This is a genomic window from Candidatus Nitrosocosmicus agrestis, from assembly GCF_008389435.1.
Classification (GTDB): domain Archaea; phylum Thermoproteota; class Nitrososphaeria; order Nitrososphaerales; family Nitrososphaeraceae; genus Nitrosocosmicus; species Nitrosocosmicus agrestis.
In genome coordinates this window covers 62,471-77,754 of the sequence record NZ_VUYS01000009.1, presented here as the reverse complement: position 1 = coordinate 77,754, position 15,284 = coordinate 62,471, and the positions used below count along the sequence as shown (strand labels likewise).

Here is a 15,284-nt window from a genome sequence, read left to right as displayed (position 1 = left end):
ATTTTCAGCGTACACGCTTTTTAAATTTTTTTCTTAGTTTGCTCCCTCAGTTGCCTATGTTCGATTTAGCTTCAAACAATGCTGCAATATTTTCCTTAAACGGCGGGTATACAACACCTCTTTCTGTTATAATCCCAGAAATCAATTCAGGAGGAGTCAAATCAAATGCAGGATTGAATATTTTTACACCGGCAGGTGCAATTCGCTTATCACCAATTTTTATGACTTCATCCTTTGACCTTTCCTCTATAATTATGCTACTAATCTCGTTTTTCAAATCAAATGTAGACATTGGAGCAGCAACATAAAATGGTATTTTGTGAGAATTCGCAAGGAGTGCTACCTGATAGGTTCCTATCTTATTGTAAACGTGACCAGTACTTAATATCCTATCTGCCCCGACTACGACCTTGTCGATCATCTTGTTTGCCATCAAGTGGCCTACTGCTGTATCAGGAATTAAACTTACATCAATATCATCATGAACAAGTTCAAAAGCCGTAAGTCTTGAACCCTGCATCACTGGCCTAGTTTCAGTAGCAATTACACTAATTTTTTTTCCAGACTGCTTGACAGATCTTATGACTCCAAGCGCAGTCCCATAAGACACAGTTGCCAATGCTCCAGCATTACAATGAGTCATCACTACCTCGCCATCCTTGATTAACTCTGATCCATACCCACCAAGCCTCTTGTTAATAGCGATATCTTCTCGAGAAAGATTGATAGCCGATTGAATTACTGCATCCTTGATGTCCTCCACTTTATCGTATTTCAATGCAACTTCCATAATCGTATCCAAACCCCATTTTAGATTAATTGCGGTTGGTCTAGTACTTAATAGAATTTGATAGGCAGTCTTTAAATCACTTAACAGGGTTGGTTTCGTAGGTCCGGTACTTTTCTTTGCACATAATGCCAGACCCATAGCTGCAGCAACTCCTATAGCCGGAGCACCACGAATTGCCAATTTCTTTATGGCATCGGCTATATCATAATAAGTAGAGCACGTGATAAATTCAAGAGATTCGGGCAGTTTTGTTTGGTCAATGATTCTAACACCATCTTCTTCCCAAGAAATTGTAGTTAATTCTCCTGACTTTATAGTGGATTCTTTGCTCATTGTTAGTTCTATGAAAACCGTCTCAACTATTATTTATTACTCCATTCACATACAAATCCAATACACATTTTTACAACAAGGGACAATATTCTGTCAGATGAGTAATTCACTTTCAGAATCAATCATGCTTCCACAAAGAAAGTTAATTGTATCAATGCAAGAGATTGATTTAACCAAAAATAAAGGTGATATCTTTGAAAATTTTGTATTTATCTTGTTTGTCCAAGAGTCCAGAGGTTCTGCTGGAGGAAGAGGAGGAGGGTCAGGAATGAGGAAAATATCCAGAATAGAAGGTTACAGAATTTTTCCAAACGGGGATGAATTGATTTATGACACAAATGACGAATCTAATATACAAAATTTTGAAATCCCTTACAGCGCTGTTGCAATGGATATTCTACTTCCTACAGGCGAAGTATATGTGGTTCAGGGAATAATTGAACCCGATTTAATTAGGGCATATCTAGACATTGTTTCCAAGGAAAAAAACAACTAAAGAATATTAGAATTTCTCTTTATATGCATCAGGTAAAAATGTTCATCCTTACAGTTAAATGAACAAAATTCCGCGTTGCATGTTTTTTGATTAGAATTATAGCCGCATCTGACAGGTTCTAATAGATTGAATTCTTTGTTGCAGAAAGTGCAAATGTGTTCAAGATCAGGTAATACCCTGTTGCCCAAATCTAACCCGCACTTTCGTTTTTCCTTAAACCAAATCACTTTATTAAAAGTCTTTTCAGCGAAAGTCAAAACCTTGTCGTATGCATCATAGTAATCGGTCGCCAAAAATTGCCTATAAATAACTGATTCTGTTTTGGTCGGACTAGTAAAAGCTAAAATCCAATATTCGGAAATCAGTCCGTGGTCTTCGTTATCTTGTTCCATCGAGTGACACCCCCACAATCTCTATTTTTACAATGTCATGCATCAATATAATCTCCTAAATGCTTTAAAACCAAATAAACAGCAACAAATTCTGGAACCCGGTTAATTCCAACCTTAATTTCAAAACGTCTGTTATTTAATGACAACTTTAAGCTTACTTTGGAGTTTACTTTTGTAATAGAATCTCCAACTACACAAGCATCCACAAAAGGATCAAATGTTTGTATATTGTTGCAAACCGTCTTTATCAATCCGCTTTTACTATTAATGGTCCCTGAAAGTCTAAATATCCTGTGTACATCCATAGTAACACTTGGATCAATCCTAACCGCGAAATTAGATATCTTTTCTGAAATATAATGATAAAGCGTTGTTTCGTGAGTATTATTAAAATGTATAATTTTATTAAATGACCTCTCATCTAATTTATGGTTACGTGTTTTGAGACCCAGTTCATGTAGTATTCGAGCTCTCCAACCACTATTGAAAAGCGTTTTATTGGGTAATATCGTTACCTCATTGTTGATTTTATTAATTTTGAATCCCAAGTTATCTATAATAAAATCCTTGCCTTGTAAATACTGAATATATGCACGTCTTTTCTGAGAAGAGGAGTTAAAAAACACATCGTCTACAACTTTGATATGAAATCCATTGTTTCCAGAAAAATAAATATACAAAGTATCCTTTTTAATGCCAAAATCATCCAGTAATATAGTAACCAATTTATTTACCTCGACTTTGAGAGCACTGATACACTTTTTACAAGGCAAATCAATCATCTCAACAAGTGAGGATTCACAAATACTGCATTTTGATAAAATCCCGTTTGTGAATCCATTACATTGTTTACAATGAGTCAAATTATGGACTTTTGCACAAGCCAGATTCAAATCCTTACCATCAATATCAAATATCAGATCAGATCCCTTCCAACCCTTATCCTCCATGTTAGCAGTTGGATTTTGATATCTAGCTGAAGAACAATAAATATCGGAAGGAACGTATCTCATAATGTTAGCAAATAATTCTTTATGATCCCTAAATGTTAGGTGGCGACGAATTTTACCATCAAATAATTTAAATCCAAACTCCCTTTCAGAAAAAAAACTGTCTGTTTCTATATTAGAATTGGATTTAAAATAATACTTTTTAAACATGTTTTCGAGCCATAGTCTAGTACTGCCATTGCCATTTTCTTTCATATTTTCATCGGATTTGCTCGTCAAATCATGATTTTTGCTATTATTATCACTAGTATCAATTGGCGGTATTGTTTGACCATTCATAGTGTTTCATATTTTTTCCTGTTCACCAATTGAGAAGGGTTTGTAATACCTTGACATATTTTGGTTTCAAAACAAAGGTTATTCAACTTGACTTTTTCACATGAGGGTACAAAATATCGTTTTGAAAGACCCCTCTTGCCTGCCAGATGTTCTAATTGATATCGGGTTATTTGTTCATTGTAATCAGGAAGTCTTTTAAACAAATTTAACATCTCGTCAAATGATTTGTTAGTATAAATCAGAAAAGTAGCTAACAGTACTCTAGCAGGATGTGGAAGATTCTCACCTTTTTTAATTAACTCATAAATGTGATCAATGCATGGCGGAGTAATTGAATGCATGTTAGTTATTCTAATGGAAGGATACAGTTTCTCCCATTGTAATTTGAAGGAATTTGAAATGGATGCAATTGTGCTTGGTATCCTTTCTGGATTCATTTTTTTAATTCTGTCTATAATCAATAAGTTTAATTCATTTCTAAACAGTCTTACTATTTCTGTCCCATCAAGATAAACAAATCCCTTGTCTAAAGTTCTATTTATTAGATTCCACTCCCGTTCCTGATATGCAATAGTGTGATCCAGGTAGTCATCGATTCTAATTTTAAAAAAGTTATATATGTTGCGCTCTAATAAAATTTCAGTCCCAAATAACTCGTTAAAAATTTTATACAAGATATCTCTCACGGTCTTGTCATTTTGGTTGACGTTGTTCAAATCAGCAATTAAATACTTTTCAAATCTCATAGACTCATTAAGAGCGTATTTCTTTGTCACGGGCTCTATAGAAATTGATCTTATTATTAATAGGGATATTAGAAATACGATCACCTCTTCTTGGACTATTGTATCGTGAGTTTTTTCATAATCTATGAAATATTCAATTTTTCCGTCAAAAACAAAGTTTTGGATTTTTTTTTCTGCCTTCCTAATTAAATGGCGATAGTCAGGATTATCAAGATCTTCTAATCTAAAATCATTCCTTGTCACATAGGCTAATGCCTCCTTAAGGAATGGATATCTAGCAAAATCCTTATTACCAAATCTGATCAATTAAAGTTAATAAAGTATTGTCCATTAATTAATTAAAATTTTCCTTTGATTAAACAATTAAATTTAGAGATCCCCATATAAAACTCGGTATATGGAAAAATTACAGCTATCTAACTCCTGCAAGAATCAAAAACACGTTGAATGTGATGACTGCATGTGTAATTGTCATGTACCTGGTACCATGGAAAACCTTGCAAGAAAAATTTCGATGCTAGACAAGAATAATCCAGGTATTGGCGAAACAATATGATTATGTAAACTTGTAACAATAGTTTACTAACTAACACATTTATTGTTAGAATATTTTCATGTTTTTAATCCTCAACACTATCGTCATCAACAACAATACTATCATCATCCGTTTGGTCAATCTCGGCTACTCCATCAACACTACCATCATCATCATCATCATTTTTTCTAAACTCTGCTGAATCTCCACTTGACCAAAACTTTGGATATGTATTTGGCTTCATGACAATTCGCTTGATTTCCAGACATATTCCCTTCTTCATGTGAAAAAAATCATTAAAATCAAGTAATGATATACCCAACCCTACTATTTCGCCCTTTAGTGAATAAATTCCAACCAAATCTCCTTTGTTGATTCCCTTTGAGATGGATACAATCCCAGGTAGAGCTAATTGTGCTCCATGACAAAGAGCGTCAACAGCAGTATCGCGTACCATAACGGCTGGCAGGTTAGTCATTGCAATTTCAATTGGATGAATAATTTTCCTTAGTTTATCTTCCTGTCCGGTCTCCTTATAGGTTTCAAAAGCATTGACCAAGTCATGAAGTCTAACAAACATTGATTCATCGGCGAAGTTACTAACTCGAGTCCTACGCAACTCGATCATAGAGGCGCCAACACTCAATACTTCCCCTATATCGTAAATTAATTTTCTAATATAGGTTCCTGACTCGCATAAAATTCTAAATAATAACAATCTATCAAATTGATCCAGAATCTCAAATTCATAAATAGACCTAATTCGAGTTTGTCTTTTTACAGAGGATCGTTGAGGAGGTCTCTGATATATTGTGCCGGTAAATTCTCTAACAATTTGATTCATTTTTTCATGCGACACATGGCTGTGCAGTCTACCCAGTGCCACGTACTCCTTTGGCCCCAAAAGAAGTACTGGAACAATTTTGGTTCCTTCTTCTAGCCCTATTGGTAACAAACCAGTAGTCCCGGGATCTAGTGTTCCACTATGTCCGGCCTTCTCTAATTGTAAAATCTTTTTCACATAAGAAACTATTTCATGACTAGTATTTCCAGAGGGTTTGTCTAATAAGATTAAACCATAATTTAATAGTTGAGAAATGGGCCTGTTTTCAGGATAATAGCCATAGTCATTATTAGTAGTTCCATCATTAACTTTTATCATGGTATCGAATTGAGTTAGCCTTGAATCCATTTTCCTGATCCCTACTCAATAATTATTACGAAGATAGCACATATTCTACAATATTTTTGGAAATTTTAATGAGAGATTCTAGCGACAATATGTCGGTATTCATCGCAAAATCAAAGACATCAAGTCGTTCTCCAAATTCAAACTGGTATAATTTCCTGTAGATTAGTTTGTTTTCGGCATCTCTTCTCTGTACAATGTTCCTAGCTGTCTGTATATCGATGTTGTCACGCATTGACATACGCCGTGATCTATTGTCTACAGAACCTTGCAACCAAAAGTTTATTCGGGCATCAGCAATCCAGGGCAAAGTATAACTAGTTATTATAACGTTGCCTTCATTTAGCAATTCAATTAAACGGTTATCAACTTCTCTATCAAAATTAGGATTATTATTCCGTTCATTCATAAATCTTGCTGCTTCTTCGGTATCCCACCAATCATGATTCAACGACGAAGAGTATCCGCGTTCATAAGCCATCATTTTTAATATATCCCCACCATTCCATAGTTTTAGATTAAAATCCCTAGCAAGGTTTTCAGCAATTGTAGTTTTTCCTACAGCTGGCCAGCCAGAAATTACTATACTTAGCTTTTGGTCTTCTTCACCAGCAGTATTATTTTTCTTTATATCATTGATTTGGTTCGATCCCATGTTAAACACTAAAACTAGATTTTGGTGAGTAGCTACCTATGAGTATATAAAGGTATCAATAAAAAAAGGGCTATCGTCCCAAAATTACCTTTACTATCGAATTTGATGCGGCCTCTATTTGATCAGTATTGTTATGAATTAAATAAAAAGGACTTCCAGTAATAATAGAGCTTGTTGAGATCATGCTCTCGGACACTCTCAAATCCGATTTTATTTGTTCTATAGAAACTAAATCCCTTTGTCTACTACTGTCGCTTGCCCTCCGATTAAAAATTTCTTCAGGAGAGGCCGTAACTAGTACAAGATGTGTAGGGTTTATTATATTTAGTAACTTCATAGGTAGTCCAGGATAAAATCCATGTTCGGTGCTAATCAACAGATGAGTATCTATAATTACAATGTCGTTGCCAAGTGAATTTATAAAATTAGCAGTCATTTCTTGAAGTGTTCTTTGTTGGTCAATGGAAAGCTTCCGAAGTTGATCCCTATTATTAATATCTAATTGTTTGGCCTGATCAAACATAATCTTTCCGAATTCCGCAATCCGTGTGTCTATACCCTGTTGAGATAAAATTTCAAACACTCTTGTTATAACAGTAGATTTTCCCACCCCAGGAATTCCAACTATTATAACACGTTTAGTCATACGATTTTAATTTAAGATTTAAACCTGTATTTCTAGTTTTAGAATTTCGATATGTCATTGAAAAACAAATAAAAAGTGCATTAATGGTTGGCAGTAGATCAAAAAAAATTAGGTTGTGATCGGTTTTGCTTCTTAGGTCCGCACCCATTTTTTAAGTACGTCCTAACAAAGACGCCAATTTTGGCAAATGGACATCCACTTGTTCCCTTACCAGCAGATTGTAGTAATTAACCAAAATGTCAACCATCAATAGCATACCGATGCCTGTTCCGAATACACTGAATACGTCTGAGACAGAGGCCAATAACCCGATTATTACACCTCCTATTATAGTCACAGACGGTATGTATCGATTAAGTAGGGATTCCACGGAGCTTTCAGACCGCCTAAATCCTGGAACCTGTACGTCTGCATCCAAAAGATTCTTTGCAGCAGCCTTCGCTGACAGCCCTCCGAGCTCGACCCACAACCGACCAAATATCGTAACGATGGTCGTCAAGAACAGTACATAGACTACCGCTCTTACGGGATCATGCATCGTGGCATCAAATGACCTTGGCGCAGTTAGGTAGTAAAACAAACCTCCGGTTGGGTTCTGGGACTGCGGGTTATATTGCGCTATCCAATTAAAAGCAGGATTATCGTTGTTAGGATTATAATTAATCCACACCATCTGCCCAATGAATAGCGCATTCGCCATCAACGCCGACGCAAGTATGACAGGAATGTTGGAAGTGTACAAGAGCTTGATAGGGTATGTTGCAGTAAATCCCCTATACCGAGTCGATACGATCGGTATGTCAACATGAATCCCCTGCACATATACTAGCAGCAGCAATATTCCCGCGGTAATTCCAAATCCAAATAGACTCGGCATGTTAGGAACTGGGGCGGGAGGAGCAGATCTTAGTAAAGTGTCACCAAAATGTCCTTCCATTCCGCTAGTAATCATGAAAGGAATCATTCCACTTGGCTCCACACCATTTGGTATCGGAAGTGGATTGAAGATACTCCACAGTATTGCCTGTGCCACACCGGCCATAATGAACACACTGATGCCTGATCCTAACCCCCACCCTTTTTGAACCAGCTCATCCAGGTACATCACTACAATACTCGCCGCCGCCAACTGCGCTATTAGCACTGACAAATGATAGCCAGATGGCGTCGCGCCTCCATAGACACTAACTCCATACAAAACAGTTTCAGCTACAATTACAATAATAGTAACTATCTTTGTAGCAGAAGTAAATAGAGATCGATCATTTGGATCTCTAAAGTTTAATTTCAATATATCAGATCCCTTCAATAACTGCATCAGCAATCCTGCAGTAACAATAGGACCAATTCCAAGCTCTAATAACGTTCTTTGTTGTGCAGCAAAAATAACCCTAGCAAAAGCTAGTGGATCGGTAGCAGGATCTACATTAACACCAAATAACGGTACCTGCCCCATCACCAAATAAATAAGAAGAGCTATTCCAGTCCAAATTAACTTGTTTGTTAATGTGATTTTCTTTTTTGGTTTCTCAACCTGAGGTATAAAAGGAGAAATAGTCTTTACGACTGTTCTAAAAAGACCATCATTCTGTATTGAGCTCATTTGATAATAGCACCTCACCACCGGCGGCAAGTATCTTATTTTTAGCTGATTCCGATATCTTACTCACTTTAATAGAAAGTGCAGAATTGATTGAACCAGTTCCCAATACTTTGCCTATTTTTAGTTTATCTAAATCTAGCAATACCTTACCATCGCTAGTCGTCTCCGAAAATCGGATCAAATCATTTAGGTCCTTTACGTTTACCCACGTCTTAATATCGCTAGGTCTCAAAGCATGAAATTGTTCATGACCAAAATGATCAGGTTCTTCTTTCAGAGTTCGAATATAAAAGTGCTTATGCTTTCCGGCTCCGCCAACTCCTCCACGACTTCCAGATGCCCTATGCTGACCAATTTGACCCCATCCGCAAAAACGACTTCCGCGTTGCTTTCTACTTTTTCTTAATCGAGTAGCCATCCATGTTCACCGATTTTACCTACAGGTGATAAGCAACCTTAGGTGTAAATATTAAAGTTTGCAATACAAAATCTACGTCAATCTTTAGAAACATTTTCGTCACATCATTCTCCTCACAATATCAACCAAATCTTTATTCTCACCCAATATTCCATTCTGAGAATGCAATAGCTTTGACTTTTTCTTAAAGCCACCCTTTGGAGGATTTAATGCGAACCATGGTTTTAGTCCTCCAATTTTTGTTAAGAATGACTCGTTTTTGAGAATTTCTGTAACAATAGTATTAATGCTTTCGGATGTAGATTTATTTTCTGGACCCGTTTCTTGAGCAGATAGTAATTTAGAGTATGAAACTCGTCCTTTTTTCTCAATGAATTCTTTGATAAAACCTTCTTCAACCGAGGTCCATGCCACTATTTCCTTTATCTTTCTCAGCATACCCAATGTGTGAGCATTTTCTGGAACAAGTGTTGCACGAAATTTCTTTTGTAAATGTAAATTTTCCAATGTAACCTCAGCCCAGTTAGGTATGTTAACAGTTCCCTTCATTCGAACTACTAGATATACCATTCTTAGTCTAACCCGTAATGAAAGTGCTCCTAAGAGCGTTAAATATAGCCTTTGCGGTAGACGACATGGTGTTAGTAGAACCAGAAGATCTACTCCAGCAATCCTTTAATCCAGCTAATTTTAACAAGTTTCGTATATTTTCACCTGCTACAAGACCTAACCCTCTAGGACCCGGAATCAATTCAATAGTTACACTTCCTCCTCTACCCTTCACCTTAAATGGAACAGAATGAAATTGATGACATCGGCATTCCCAACTACCACATCCTAGTTTGACTGGAATTACGTTAAGATATGAAGCATTGGTTGCTTTATCAATTGCATTTCTCATTTGTGATGCTTTACCCTTTCCAATTCCAAACCAACCGGCTTCATTTCCTATTGCCACAAGAGCATTGAATCTTGTCAATTCACCTGCATCTGTTTGTTTTTGAACTATTTCTACGCTTACAACCTGCGTTTTAATATCAGGTAATAGATGTTTAACGATTTCTGACTCTTGAATCCTCATGCCGTTTTCGAAAATCTGTTCCATAGAGTTAATTTTCCCGCTTGAAACCATCATACCTAAAGTAGTTCGGGGTTTCCACTCTATCTCCGATTCGCTAGGTCTAGCCATTCTACTCAACACTATCACCCTCTTGTTTTAGATTTATTAATTCTAATAATAACAAAACTTTCATTCCTAGTTCATCATAACCTTATAAACTTCAATATAATTTTGTTTATTATTCTTTCGGTAAAATCCCAACATATTCATTCAGACAAAATTAAAGTTAGTAATATTATTTTTTACTTCATCAAAATGTTTGGAATATTGTTCTGGATCAATTTGATTTTCAATTAGTTTTGAAAATCTCTTTTCATACTTATCATGATCATTTTTCAAACTCGAAGCAATTTGAGAGATATGGCCACCATTTACACGATTCTCATCAGGTAATGAATCCTCAGACAGGGGTATATTAACCCCAGCAGCAGCAATACCCTTCAGGCATGAGGCGACTTTGCTTGTAAATGAGGTTTTTCCAGTATATAGAATTGCAGAATCTAATTTTTTAGATAATATTTTCTTTCCTAGTATGTACCCGACTAAATAGCAAGCAGACATATTGTTTGTAGATCCTTTCCAGGAATGTTTTTCTAATTCTTTGCTGCTTGCGTGAGCCAAAACAAGATCTCCTTTGATAGAGGGTTTTATTAGTTGGCAGTGAATATTCTGGTTACTCAGTTTGACTGTTATAAAATCTCGTTTGCTGATTAATACAGCTTTCCTCTTTCTATAATTTGTTTTATTGTTTCTTATTCTCTTAAGAGTTTTAACATAAGACATCCACTATCTTTTCTCCTTTATTTATTACAATCAAAAAAACACTTTTAAATCTCTTATAAACGTTTGAAAAAAAGACCCAGAGTCAAATTTATTCTCAATTACAAGCAAGTAGAACGAAAATCGATAGTTAGTTGGCAAATCTTATAGCAGTTTAAGTAATATATCTCATTTATAGTGACGCTCGATTATTAAAAAAAACAAGTAGGTTGAAAAAGACCCATATTTTGTTCGGCCCAAAGGGTTTATAATCTCCGTTTAACCCTAGTTGAGAGGATCAATGGGTTTAACTGGAATCGTTTAACTCCTTCCTTTATTTGCAATCATACTAGCAAAAATCCCACCACCAACTCCGTTGTCAATATTTACCGCGACCAGTCCAAAAGAACATGTTTGTAGCATGGATGCTAGGGCCCCCCTTCCATTAGAACCATAGCCATAGCCGACAGAGACAGGTACACCTATGACAGGGACGTTAACCAACGATGCAGTTACGGCGGGTAAAGCCCCTTCCATTCCAGCTACAGTAACAATTGAGTCAACTTTTTCTGCTGTCATTTTTACGATTGAATTTAATAATCTATGGATACCTGCAATGCCCACATCATATGCCAGGTGACATGTACACCCCATTGTTCGGGTGGCTAGCCGAGCTTCCTCAGCTATACCTATGTCAGAGGTTCCTGCACAAATAATTCCGACTTTCCCACCCCTATCTTTTGGAAGCGAGGTCTCATTATCGTAAATAAGTAAAGAGGTGCTATTGATTCCTCTATCGATTTTTAATTTTTTCCCACCATAGTATTTTAGAATTTTGTCCATCATACTCGGTTTAATTTTGCTTGCTAATACATAACCATTATTTTTTAAGATCTCATTTAAAATGAGTATCAAATCATTAAGCTTCTTGTGTGATCCCAGTACAATTTCAGGGACATTTTTTCGTCTAGATCTATCAATATCAATCTGAGCTATTTGATCCCCAATGTATTTAACGGAAAAGAGAGATAAATATTGCACTACATCCTCCAAACTTTTCCTATTTTTTTTATATTCTATTAATATTTCCCTTAAATCCATATATCAAACTTAATTAAATTAAATTAAATTAAATTAAATAGGCAGGTTGGAGATGGCTTCACGGACATTTTTAACTCCAGCATCAAACTCACTTCGTTCAAAATCGTTTAGATTTAATTCAACTATCTTTTCAACACCTTTTGCGCCAACAACTGCGGGGACACCTATGCAGATATCTTTTACTCCATACTCACCGTCAAGATAAGCAGACAAAGGAATTATCCTTTTTTTATCCTTGATTATAGACTCTGCCATTATTGAAACCGCATTGCCAGGTGCATATACCGTTGCTCCTTTGAGCTTAATAACCTCAGCAGCGACTTGTTTGGTTTTTTCATAAATTTCATTTGATTGATTTTCGTTAATGAAGTTACTGAGAGGTATACCAGAAATTGATGAAAATCTGATCAAAGGCAACATCTTTTCACCATGTTCACTTATTACCATTGCAGATATCGAATCTCTCGAAAATCGGGTATATTCGTGTATGAAACTGGTAAATCTAGACAAATCTAACATTCCACCCATACCCATAACCTTGCTGCGGGCATATTTTGTAGTTTTTAATGCTAGGTAAGTCATAGGATCCAATGGATTGGTCACAACTATCAAGTGACAGTTTTGATTGTATTGCGAAATCTTTGAAGCGACATCCTTTACAATAGTGGCATTTGTTTTTAGCAAATCCATACGAGTCATACCGGGCTTCCTGCCAACACCTGCAACAAGAATGACTATTTCGGAATCGGTTATTGATGAAAAATCATTGGTACCAGTCACGAAACTATCCAATCCCTGGACTGATAATTGATGATTGATATCCATTGCTTCGCCTTGTGGAAGACCCTCAATAATGTCTATAAGGTTAATTTTTGGATCTAATTCCCTCAATCCACAATTTAGAGCTACCGAAGCACCCACTTTCCCAGAACCAATAATTGATATTGTCATACAGTTGTGAATTTGTATTTTTTATTTATAGTTTTAAAATATAGAGCCATCCCATGGCTAACATATTTGCATATTAAAGATTTACGAGATGAAAAACTCAATATATAGAATTGAATGTCCAAGTATATATTGTGAGTAAACTCGTCTGTGTGGATACCCATATTTGCGGCATTTCAGGGGATATGTTTCTATCATCTCTAGTAAACGCTGGAGCAAACAAAGATAAAATAATTAAGAAAATTAACCTCATTGAAAAAGAGTTTCCAGGCTCAAACATAAGGAAAATATCTTTTAAGAATGTAAAGGTCAATGGTATCCAAGCCACAAGACTGTATGTTAGGGTAGAAGAGGAAACAAGAGAACGTAATGCGCTAGAGATGCTCAGGATATTAAATAATTGTTGTAAAAAAGTAGAAATGTCAACGAGGGGCACTGAACTTGTAACTAATTCCCTCAAAGCAATTATTAGAGCAGAAAGTTACGTCCACGGTTTGAAGCCCAAAGAACTACATTTGCATGAATCAGGTAGTATAGACACTGGTATTGATTTGATAGGGTGTGCCATTGCATTGGAGGATTTAGGATTGTTAGACGACGCAGAATTCTTTGTATCCGGTGTAGCGATAGGCGGAGGAGTTACTGAATTTTCACATGGTATCGTTTCAAATCCCACAAGTGCAGTTCTAGAGATTCTAAGAATCATGAAAATTCCAATAATAGGAGGTCCAGTTCCTTCAGAAATTACCACTCCGACTGGTGCTGCAATACTCTTTGGACTTGGGGCAAAAAGCACAAAATATTATCCAGAATTTATCATTACAAATATTGGATGTGGTACTGGGACGAAGGTTTTTGAAAAAGTTCCCAACATTTTAAGAATCTGCATAGGAAATTCACCGCTAAGAGAAATGGTCTCAAAAGATTTAGTATCTGTTCTTGAAACCAATATCGATGATATGACTGGGGAGGTAATGGGTTATTTGATAGAAAAGATTGCCAAATATGGCGATCAAGTGAAAGACGTTACCATTGTCAATGGACTAACGAAGAAAAATAGACCAGTCCATATCTTAAAGATAATTTGTTCGGTTGAAATCGAAATGAAGGTTGTGAATTTAATATTCGTAGAAACCGGCTCGCTCGGGATAAGAAGAATGTTATGTGAGAGATTCAAACTTGATAGGTATAGTCTGTCTATGCCGGTGAAACTAAACAATGTTAAACAAACCATTAGTATCAAAGTTGCCAAGGATTCGAATGGTAATTTTATGGGCATTAAACCAGAGTACGAAGATATAAAGAAATTATCAATAAAGGCAGGAATTTCCTTTAAGGAAACCCAAAGTAAGGTCAATAGTTTAATATTCCAAAAGAGACTAAATGATATAAAGTCGTAGCAATGTCGACCAAAGGTATTGAAGATATAATTGAGTCAAGTAGTAAGAAATATGCAAATCTAATCTCATGGTTTGAAGAAAAAAATAGTAAAGTAATCGTTGCTCTATCTGGAGGAGTTGACAGTGCATTAGTCGCTTTTGCAGCCAGACAAGCCCTTGGCAAAGATCGAGTTTTAGCAATTACAGCAAACTACAAAACCCTTGCAGCAGAGGAACTAGATAGTGCCATAAAAGTGGCAGGCGAGATTGACGTAAAGCATTTAATGATACAATATAATGAGTTAGAAAATCCTCAATTTGTAAAAAATGATATGTCTAGATGCTACCACTGTAGAAATGAACTGGCAGATCATCTTTTGGAATTGGCTGAAATTAAAAAATTTGATATGGTTGTTGACGGCAGCCATATGGATGATCTTAGTGAATACAGGCCAGGGATGATAGCACTTAAGAAAAAAGGAATAAAGAGTCCGCTGATAGAAAATGGTCTAAATAAGAAAGAAGTAAGATTTTTGGCCAAATCAAATAATATATCTATTTACGACAAACCATCGAATTCGTGTCTTGCATCACGGATACCTCACGGCTCTGAAGTTACCCATTTTAAATTAAGTAGAATAGAAAAATCAGAATTAGTCATAAAAAAAGAGATAGGGTTAAATCATATTAGGGTAAGAGACCATGGTGACATTGCCAGGATTGAATTAAATAAAAAAGATTTTACGAAATTGTTTGGTTCCCAAGAAGAATTAAGTAGAGTCCTAAAAATTATGCACCAGTATGGCTTTAAATTTATAACTTTGGATCTAGAAGGTTATAGAAGTAATCAAGAATAAGTCTGGAACTTTCAAAATATAAATAAAT

The 15,284-nt window shown here is 35.9% G+C and carries 18 protein-coding genes; 4 read left to right on the top strand and 14 right to left on the bottom strand.

Annotated elements, in window-relative coordinates:
• Window positions 1–46 precede the first annotated feature (46 nt).
• Window positions 47–1,123 carry an S-methyl-5-thioribose-1-phosphate isomerase gene (gene mtnA, locus F1Z66_RS07495; protein ID WP_149862989.1) on the bottom strand — a complete coding sequence of 359 codons (1,077 nt, stop codon included), beginning with the start codon at window positions 1,121–1,123 and terminating at the stop codon, window positions 47–49.
• A 97-nt stretch (window positions 1,124–1,220) separates the two neighbouring features.
• On the opposite strand from mtnA, the gene F1Z66_RS07490 reads away from it, so the two are divergent.
• Window positions 1,221–1,619, top strand: coding sequence for a hypothetical protein (locus F1Z66_RS07490; protein ID WP_149862988.1), 399 nt, complete (start codon window positions 1,221–1,223; stop codon window positions 1,617–1,619).
• Here F1Z66_RS07490 and F1Z66_RS07485 read toward each other — a convergent pair.
• Genes F1Z66_RS07485 through F1Z66_RS07475 form a run of 3 tightly spaced genes read right to left on the bottom strand, consistent with a single transcriptional unit; the run spans window position 1,616 to window position 4,352 of the window.
• Window positions 1,616–2,011 (bottom strand): hypothetical protein, encoded by a 396-nt coding sequence (locus tag F1Z66_RS07485; protein WP_149862987.1) that lies wholly within the window; start codon window positions 2,009–2,011, stop codon window positions 1,616–1,618. The two genes, F1Z66_RS07490 and F1Z66_RS07485, sit on opposite strands and share 4 nt — an antisense overlap.
• Before the next feature lie 35 nt (window positions 2,012–2,046).
• Complete coding sequence (locus tag F1Z66_RS07480; protein ID WP_149862986.1) at window positions 2,047–3,300, bottom strand: DNA primase small subunit domain-containing protein; 1,254 nt, start codon at window positions 3,298–3,300, stop codon at window positions 2,047–2,049.
• Window positions 3,297–4,352 carry a hypothetical protein gene (locus F1Z66_RS07475; RefSeq protein ID WP_149862985.1) on the bottom strand — a complete coding sequence of 352 codons (1,056 nt, stop codon included), beginning with the start codon at window positions 4,350–4,352 and terminating at the stop codon, window positions 3,297–3,299. Before F1Z66_RS07475 ends, F1Z66_RS07480 begins: the two co-directional genes overlap by 4 nt.
• Window positions 4,353–4,443: 91 nt before the next feature.
• Here F1Z66_RS07475 and F1Z66_RS15375 point away from each other — a divergent pair, with 91 nt between their 5' ends.
• Entirely contained in the window at window positions 4,444–4,602 is a 159-nt protein-coding gene (locus tag F1Z66_RS15375) for a hypothetical protein (protein ID WP_154670508.1), read from the top strand.
• 64 nt (window positions 4,603–4,666) lie between these two features.
• Here the strand turns inward: F1Z66_RS15375 and F1Z66_RS07470 are convergent, their stop codons facing one another.
• The 10 genes from F1Z66_RS07470 to F1Z66_RS07425 all read right to left on the bottom strand — a co-directional run bounded on the left by F1Z66_RS07470 (window position 4,667) and on the right by F1Z66_RS07425 (window position 13,023).
• Complete coding sequence (locus tag F1Z66_RS07470) at window positions 4,667–5,773, bottom strand: RNA-guided pseudouridylation complex pseudouridine synthase subunit Cbf5 (protein ID WP_149862984.1); 1,107 nt, start codon at window positions 5,771–5,773, stop codon at window positions 4,667–4,669.
• Between the two features lie 25 nt (window positions 5,774–5,798).
• Window positions 5,799–6,425, bottom strand: a complete 627-nt coding sequence (locus F1Z66_RS07465) for an AAA family ATPase (protein ID WP_149862983.1) — start codon at window positions 6,423–6,425, stop codon at window positions 5,799–5,801.
• 70 nt (window positions 6,426–6,495) lie between these two features.
• On the bottom strand, window positions 6,496–7,071 hold the full coding sequence (locus F1Z66_RS07460) for an adenylate kinase (protein WP_149862982.1): 576 nt from the start codon (window positions 7,069–7,071) through the stop codon (window positions 6,496–6,498).
• Window positions 7,072–7,222: 151 nt separating this feature from the next.
• Window positions 7,223–8,674: a preprotein translocase subunit SecY gene (gene secY, locus F1Z66_RS07455; RefSeq protein WP_149862981.1), complete on the bottom strand. Its 1,452-nt coding sequence runs from the start codon at window positions 8,672–8,674 to the stop codon at window positions 7,223–7,225.
• On the bottom strand, window positions 8,655–9,092 hold the full coding sequence (locus F1Z66_RS07450; RefSeq protein WP_149862980.1) for an uL15 family ribosomal protein: 438 nt from the start codon (window positions 9,090–9,092) through the stop codon (window positions 8,655–8,657). The genes secY and F1Z66_RS07450 overlap by 20 nt, the downstream gene beginning before the upstream one ends.
• Before the next feature lie 99 nt (window positions 9,093–9,191).
• The gene (locus F1Z66_RS07445; RefSeq protein WP_149862979.1) at window positions 9,192–9,662 is read right to left on the bottom strand and encodes an uL30 family ribosomal protein; all 471 of its coding nucleotides are present in this window, start codon (window positions 9,660–9,662) and stop codon (window positions 9,192–9,194) included.
• A gap of 7 nt (window positions 9,663–9,669) precedes the next feature.
• Window positions 9,670–10,281, bottom strand: a complete 612-nt coding sequence (locus F1Z66_RS07440) for a 30S ribosomal protein S5 (protein WP_149863043.1) — start codon at window positions 10,279–10,281, stop codon at window positions 9,670–9,672.
• Window positions 10,282–10,422: 141 nt separating this feature from the next.
• Window positions 10,423–10,995 (bottom strand): 50S ribosomal protein L18, encoded by a 573-nt coding sequence (locus tag F1Z66_RS07435; protein WP_149862978.1) that lies wholly within the window; start codon window positions 10,993–10,995, stop codon window positions 10,423–10,425.
• A 297-nt stretch (window positions 10,996–11,292) separates the two neighbouring features.
• Window positions 11,293–12,012 carry a nickel pincer cofactor biosynthesis protein LarB gene (larB, locus tag F1Z66_RS07430; RefSeq protein ID WP_159357349.1) on the bottom strand — a complete coding sequence of 240 codons (720 nt, stop codon included), beginning with the start codon at window positions 12,010–12,012 and terminating at the stop codon, window positions 11,293–11,295.
• Between the two features lie 93 nt (window positions 12,013–12,105).
• Window positions 12,106–13,023, bottom strand: a complete 918-nt coding sequence (locus tag F1Z66_RS07425) for a malate dehydrogenase (protein WP_149862976.1) — start codon at window positions 13,021–13,023, stop codon at window positions 12,106–12,108.
• 131 nt (window positions 13,024–13,154) lie between these two features.
• Here F1Z66_RS07425 and larC point away from each other — a divergent pair, with 131 nt between their 5' ends.
• Both larC and larE read left to right on the top strand, forming a co-directional pair.
• Window positions 13,155–14,420, top strand: coding sequence for a nickel pincer cofactor biosynthesis protein LarC (gene larC / locus F1Z66_RS07420; protein WP_149862975.1), 1,266 nt, complete (start codon window positions 13,155–13,157; stop codon window positions 14,418–14,420).
• Between the two features lie 2 nt (window positions 14,421–14,422).
• Window positions 14,423–15,256: an ATP-dependent sacrificial sulfur transferase LarE gene (larE, locus tag F1Z66_RS07415; protein WP_149862974.1), complete on the top strand. Its 834-nt coding sequence runs from the start codon at window positions 14,423–14,425 to the stop codon at window positions 15,254–15,256.
• The last annotated feature ends 28 nt before the right edge of the window (window positions 15,257–15,284 follow it).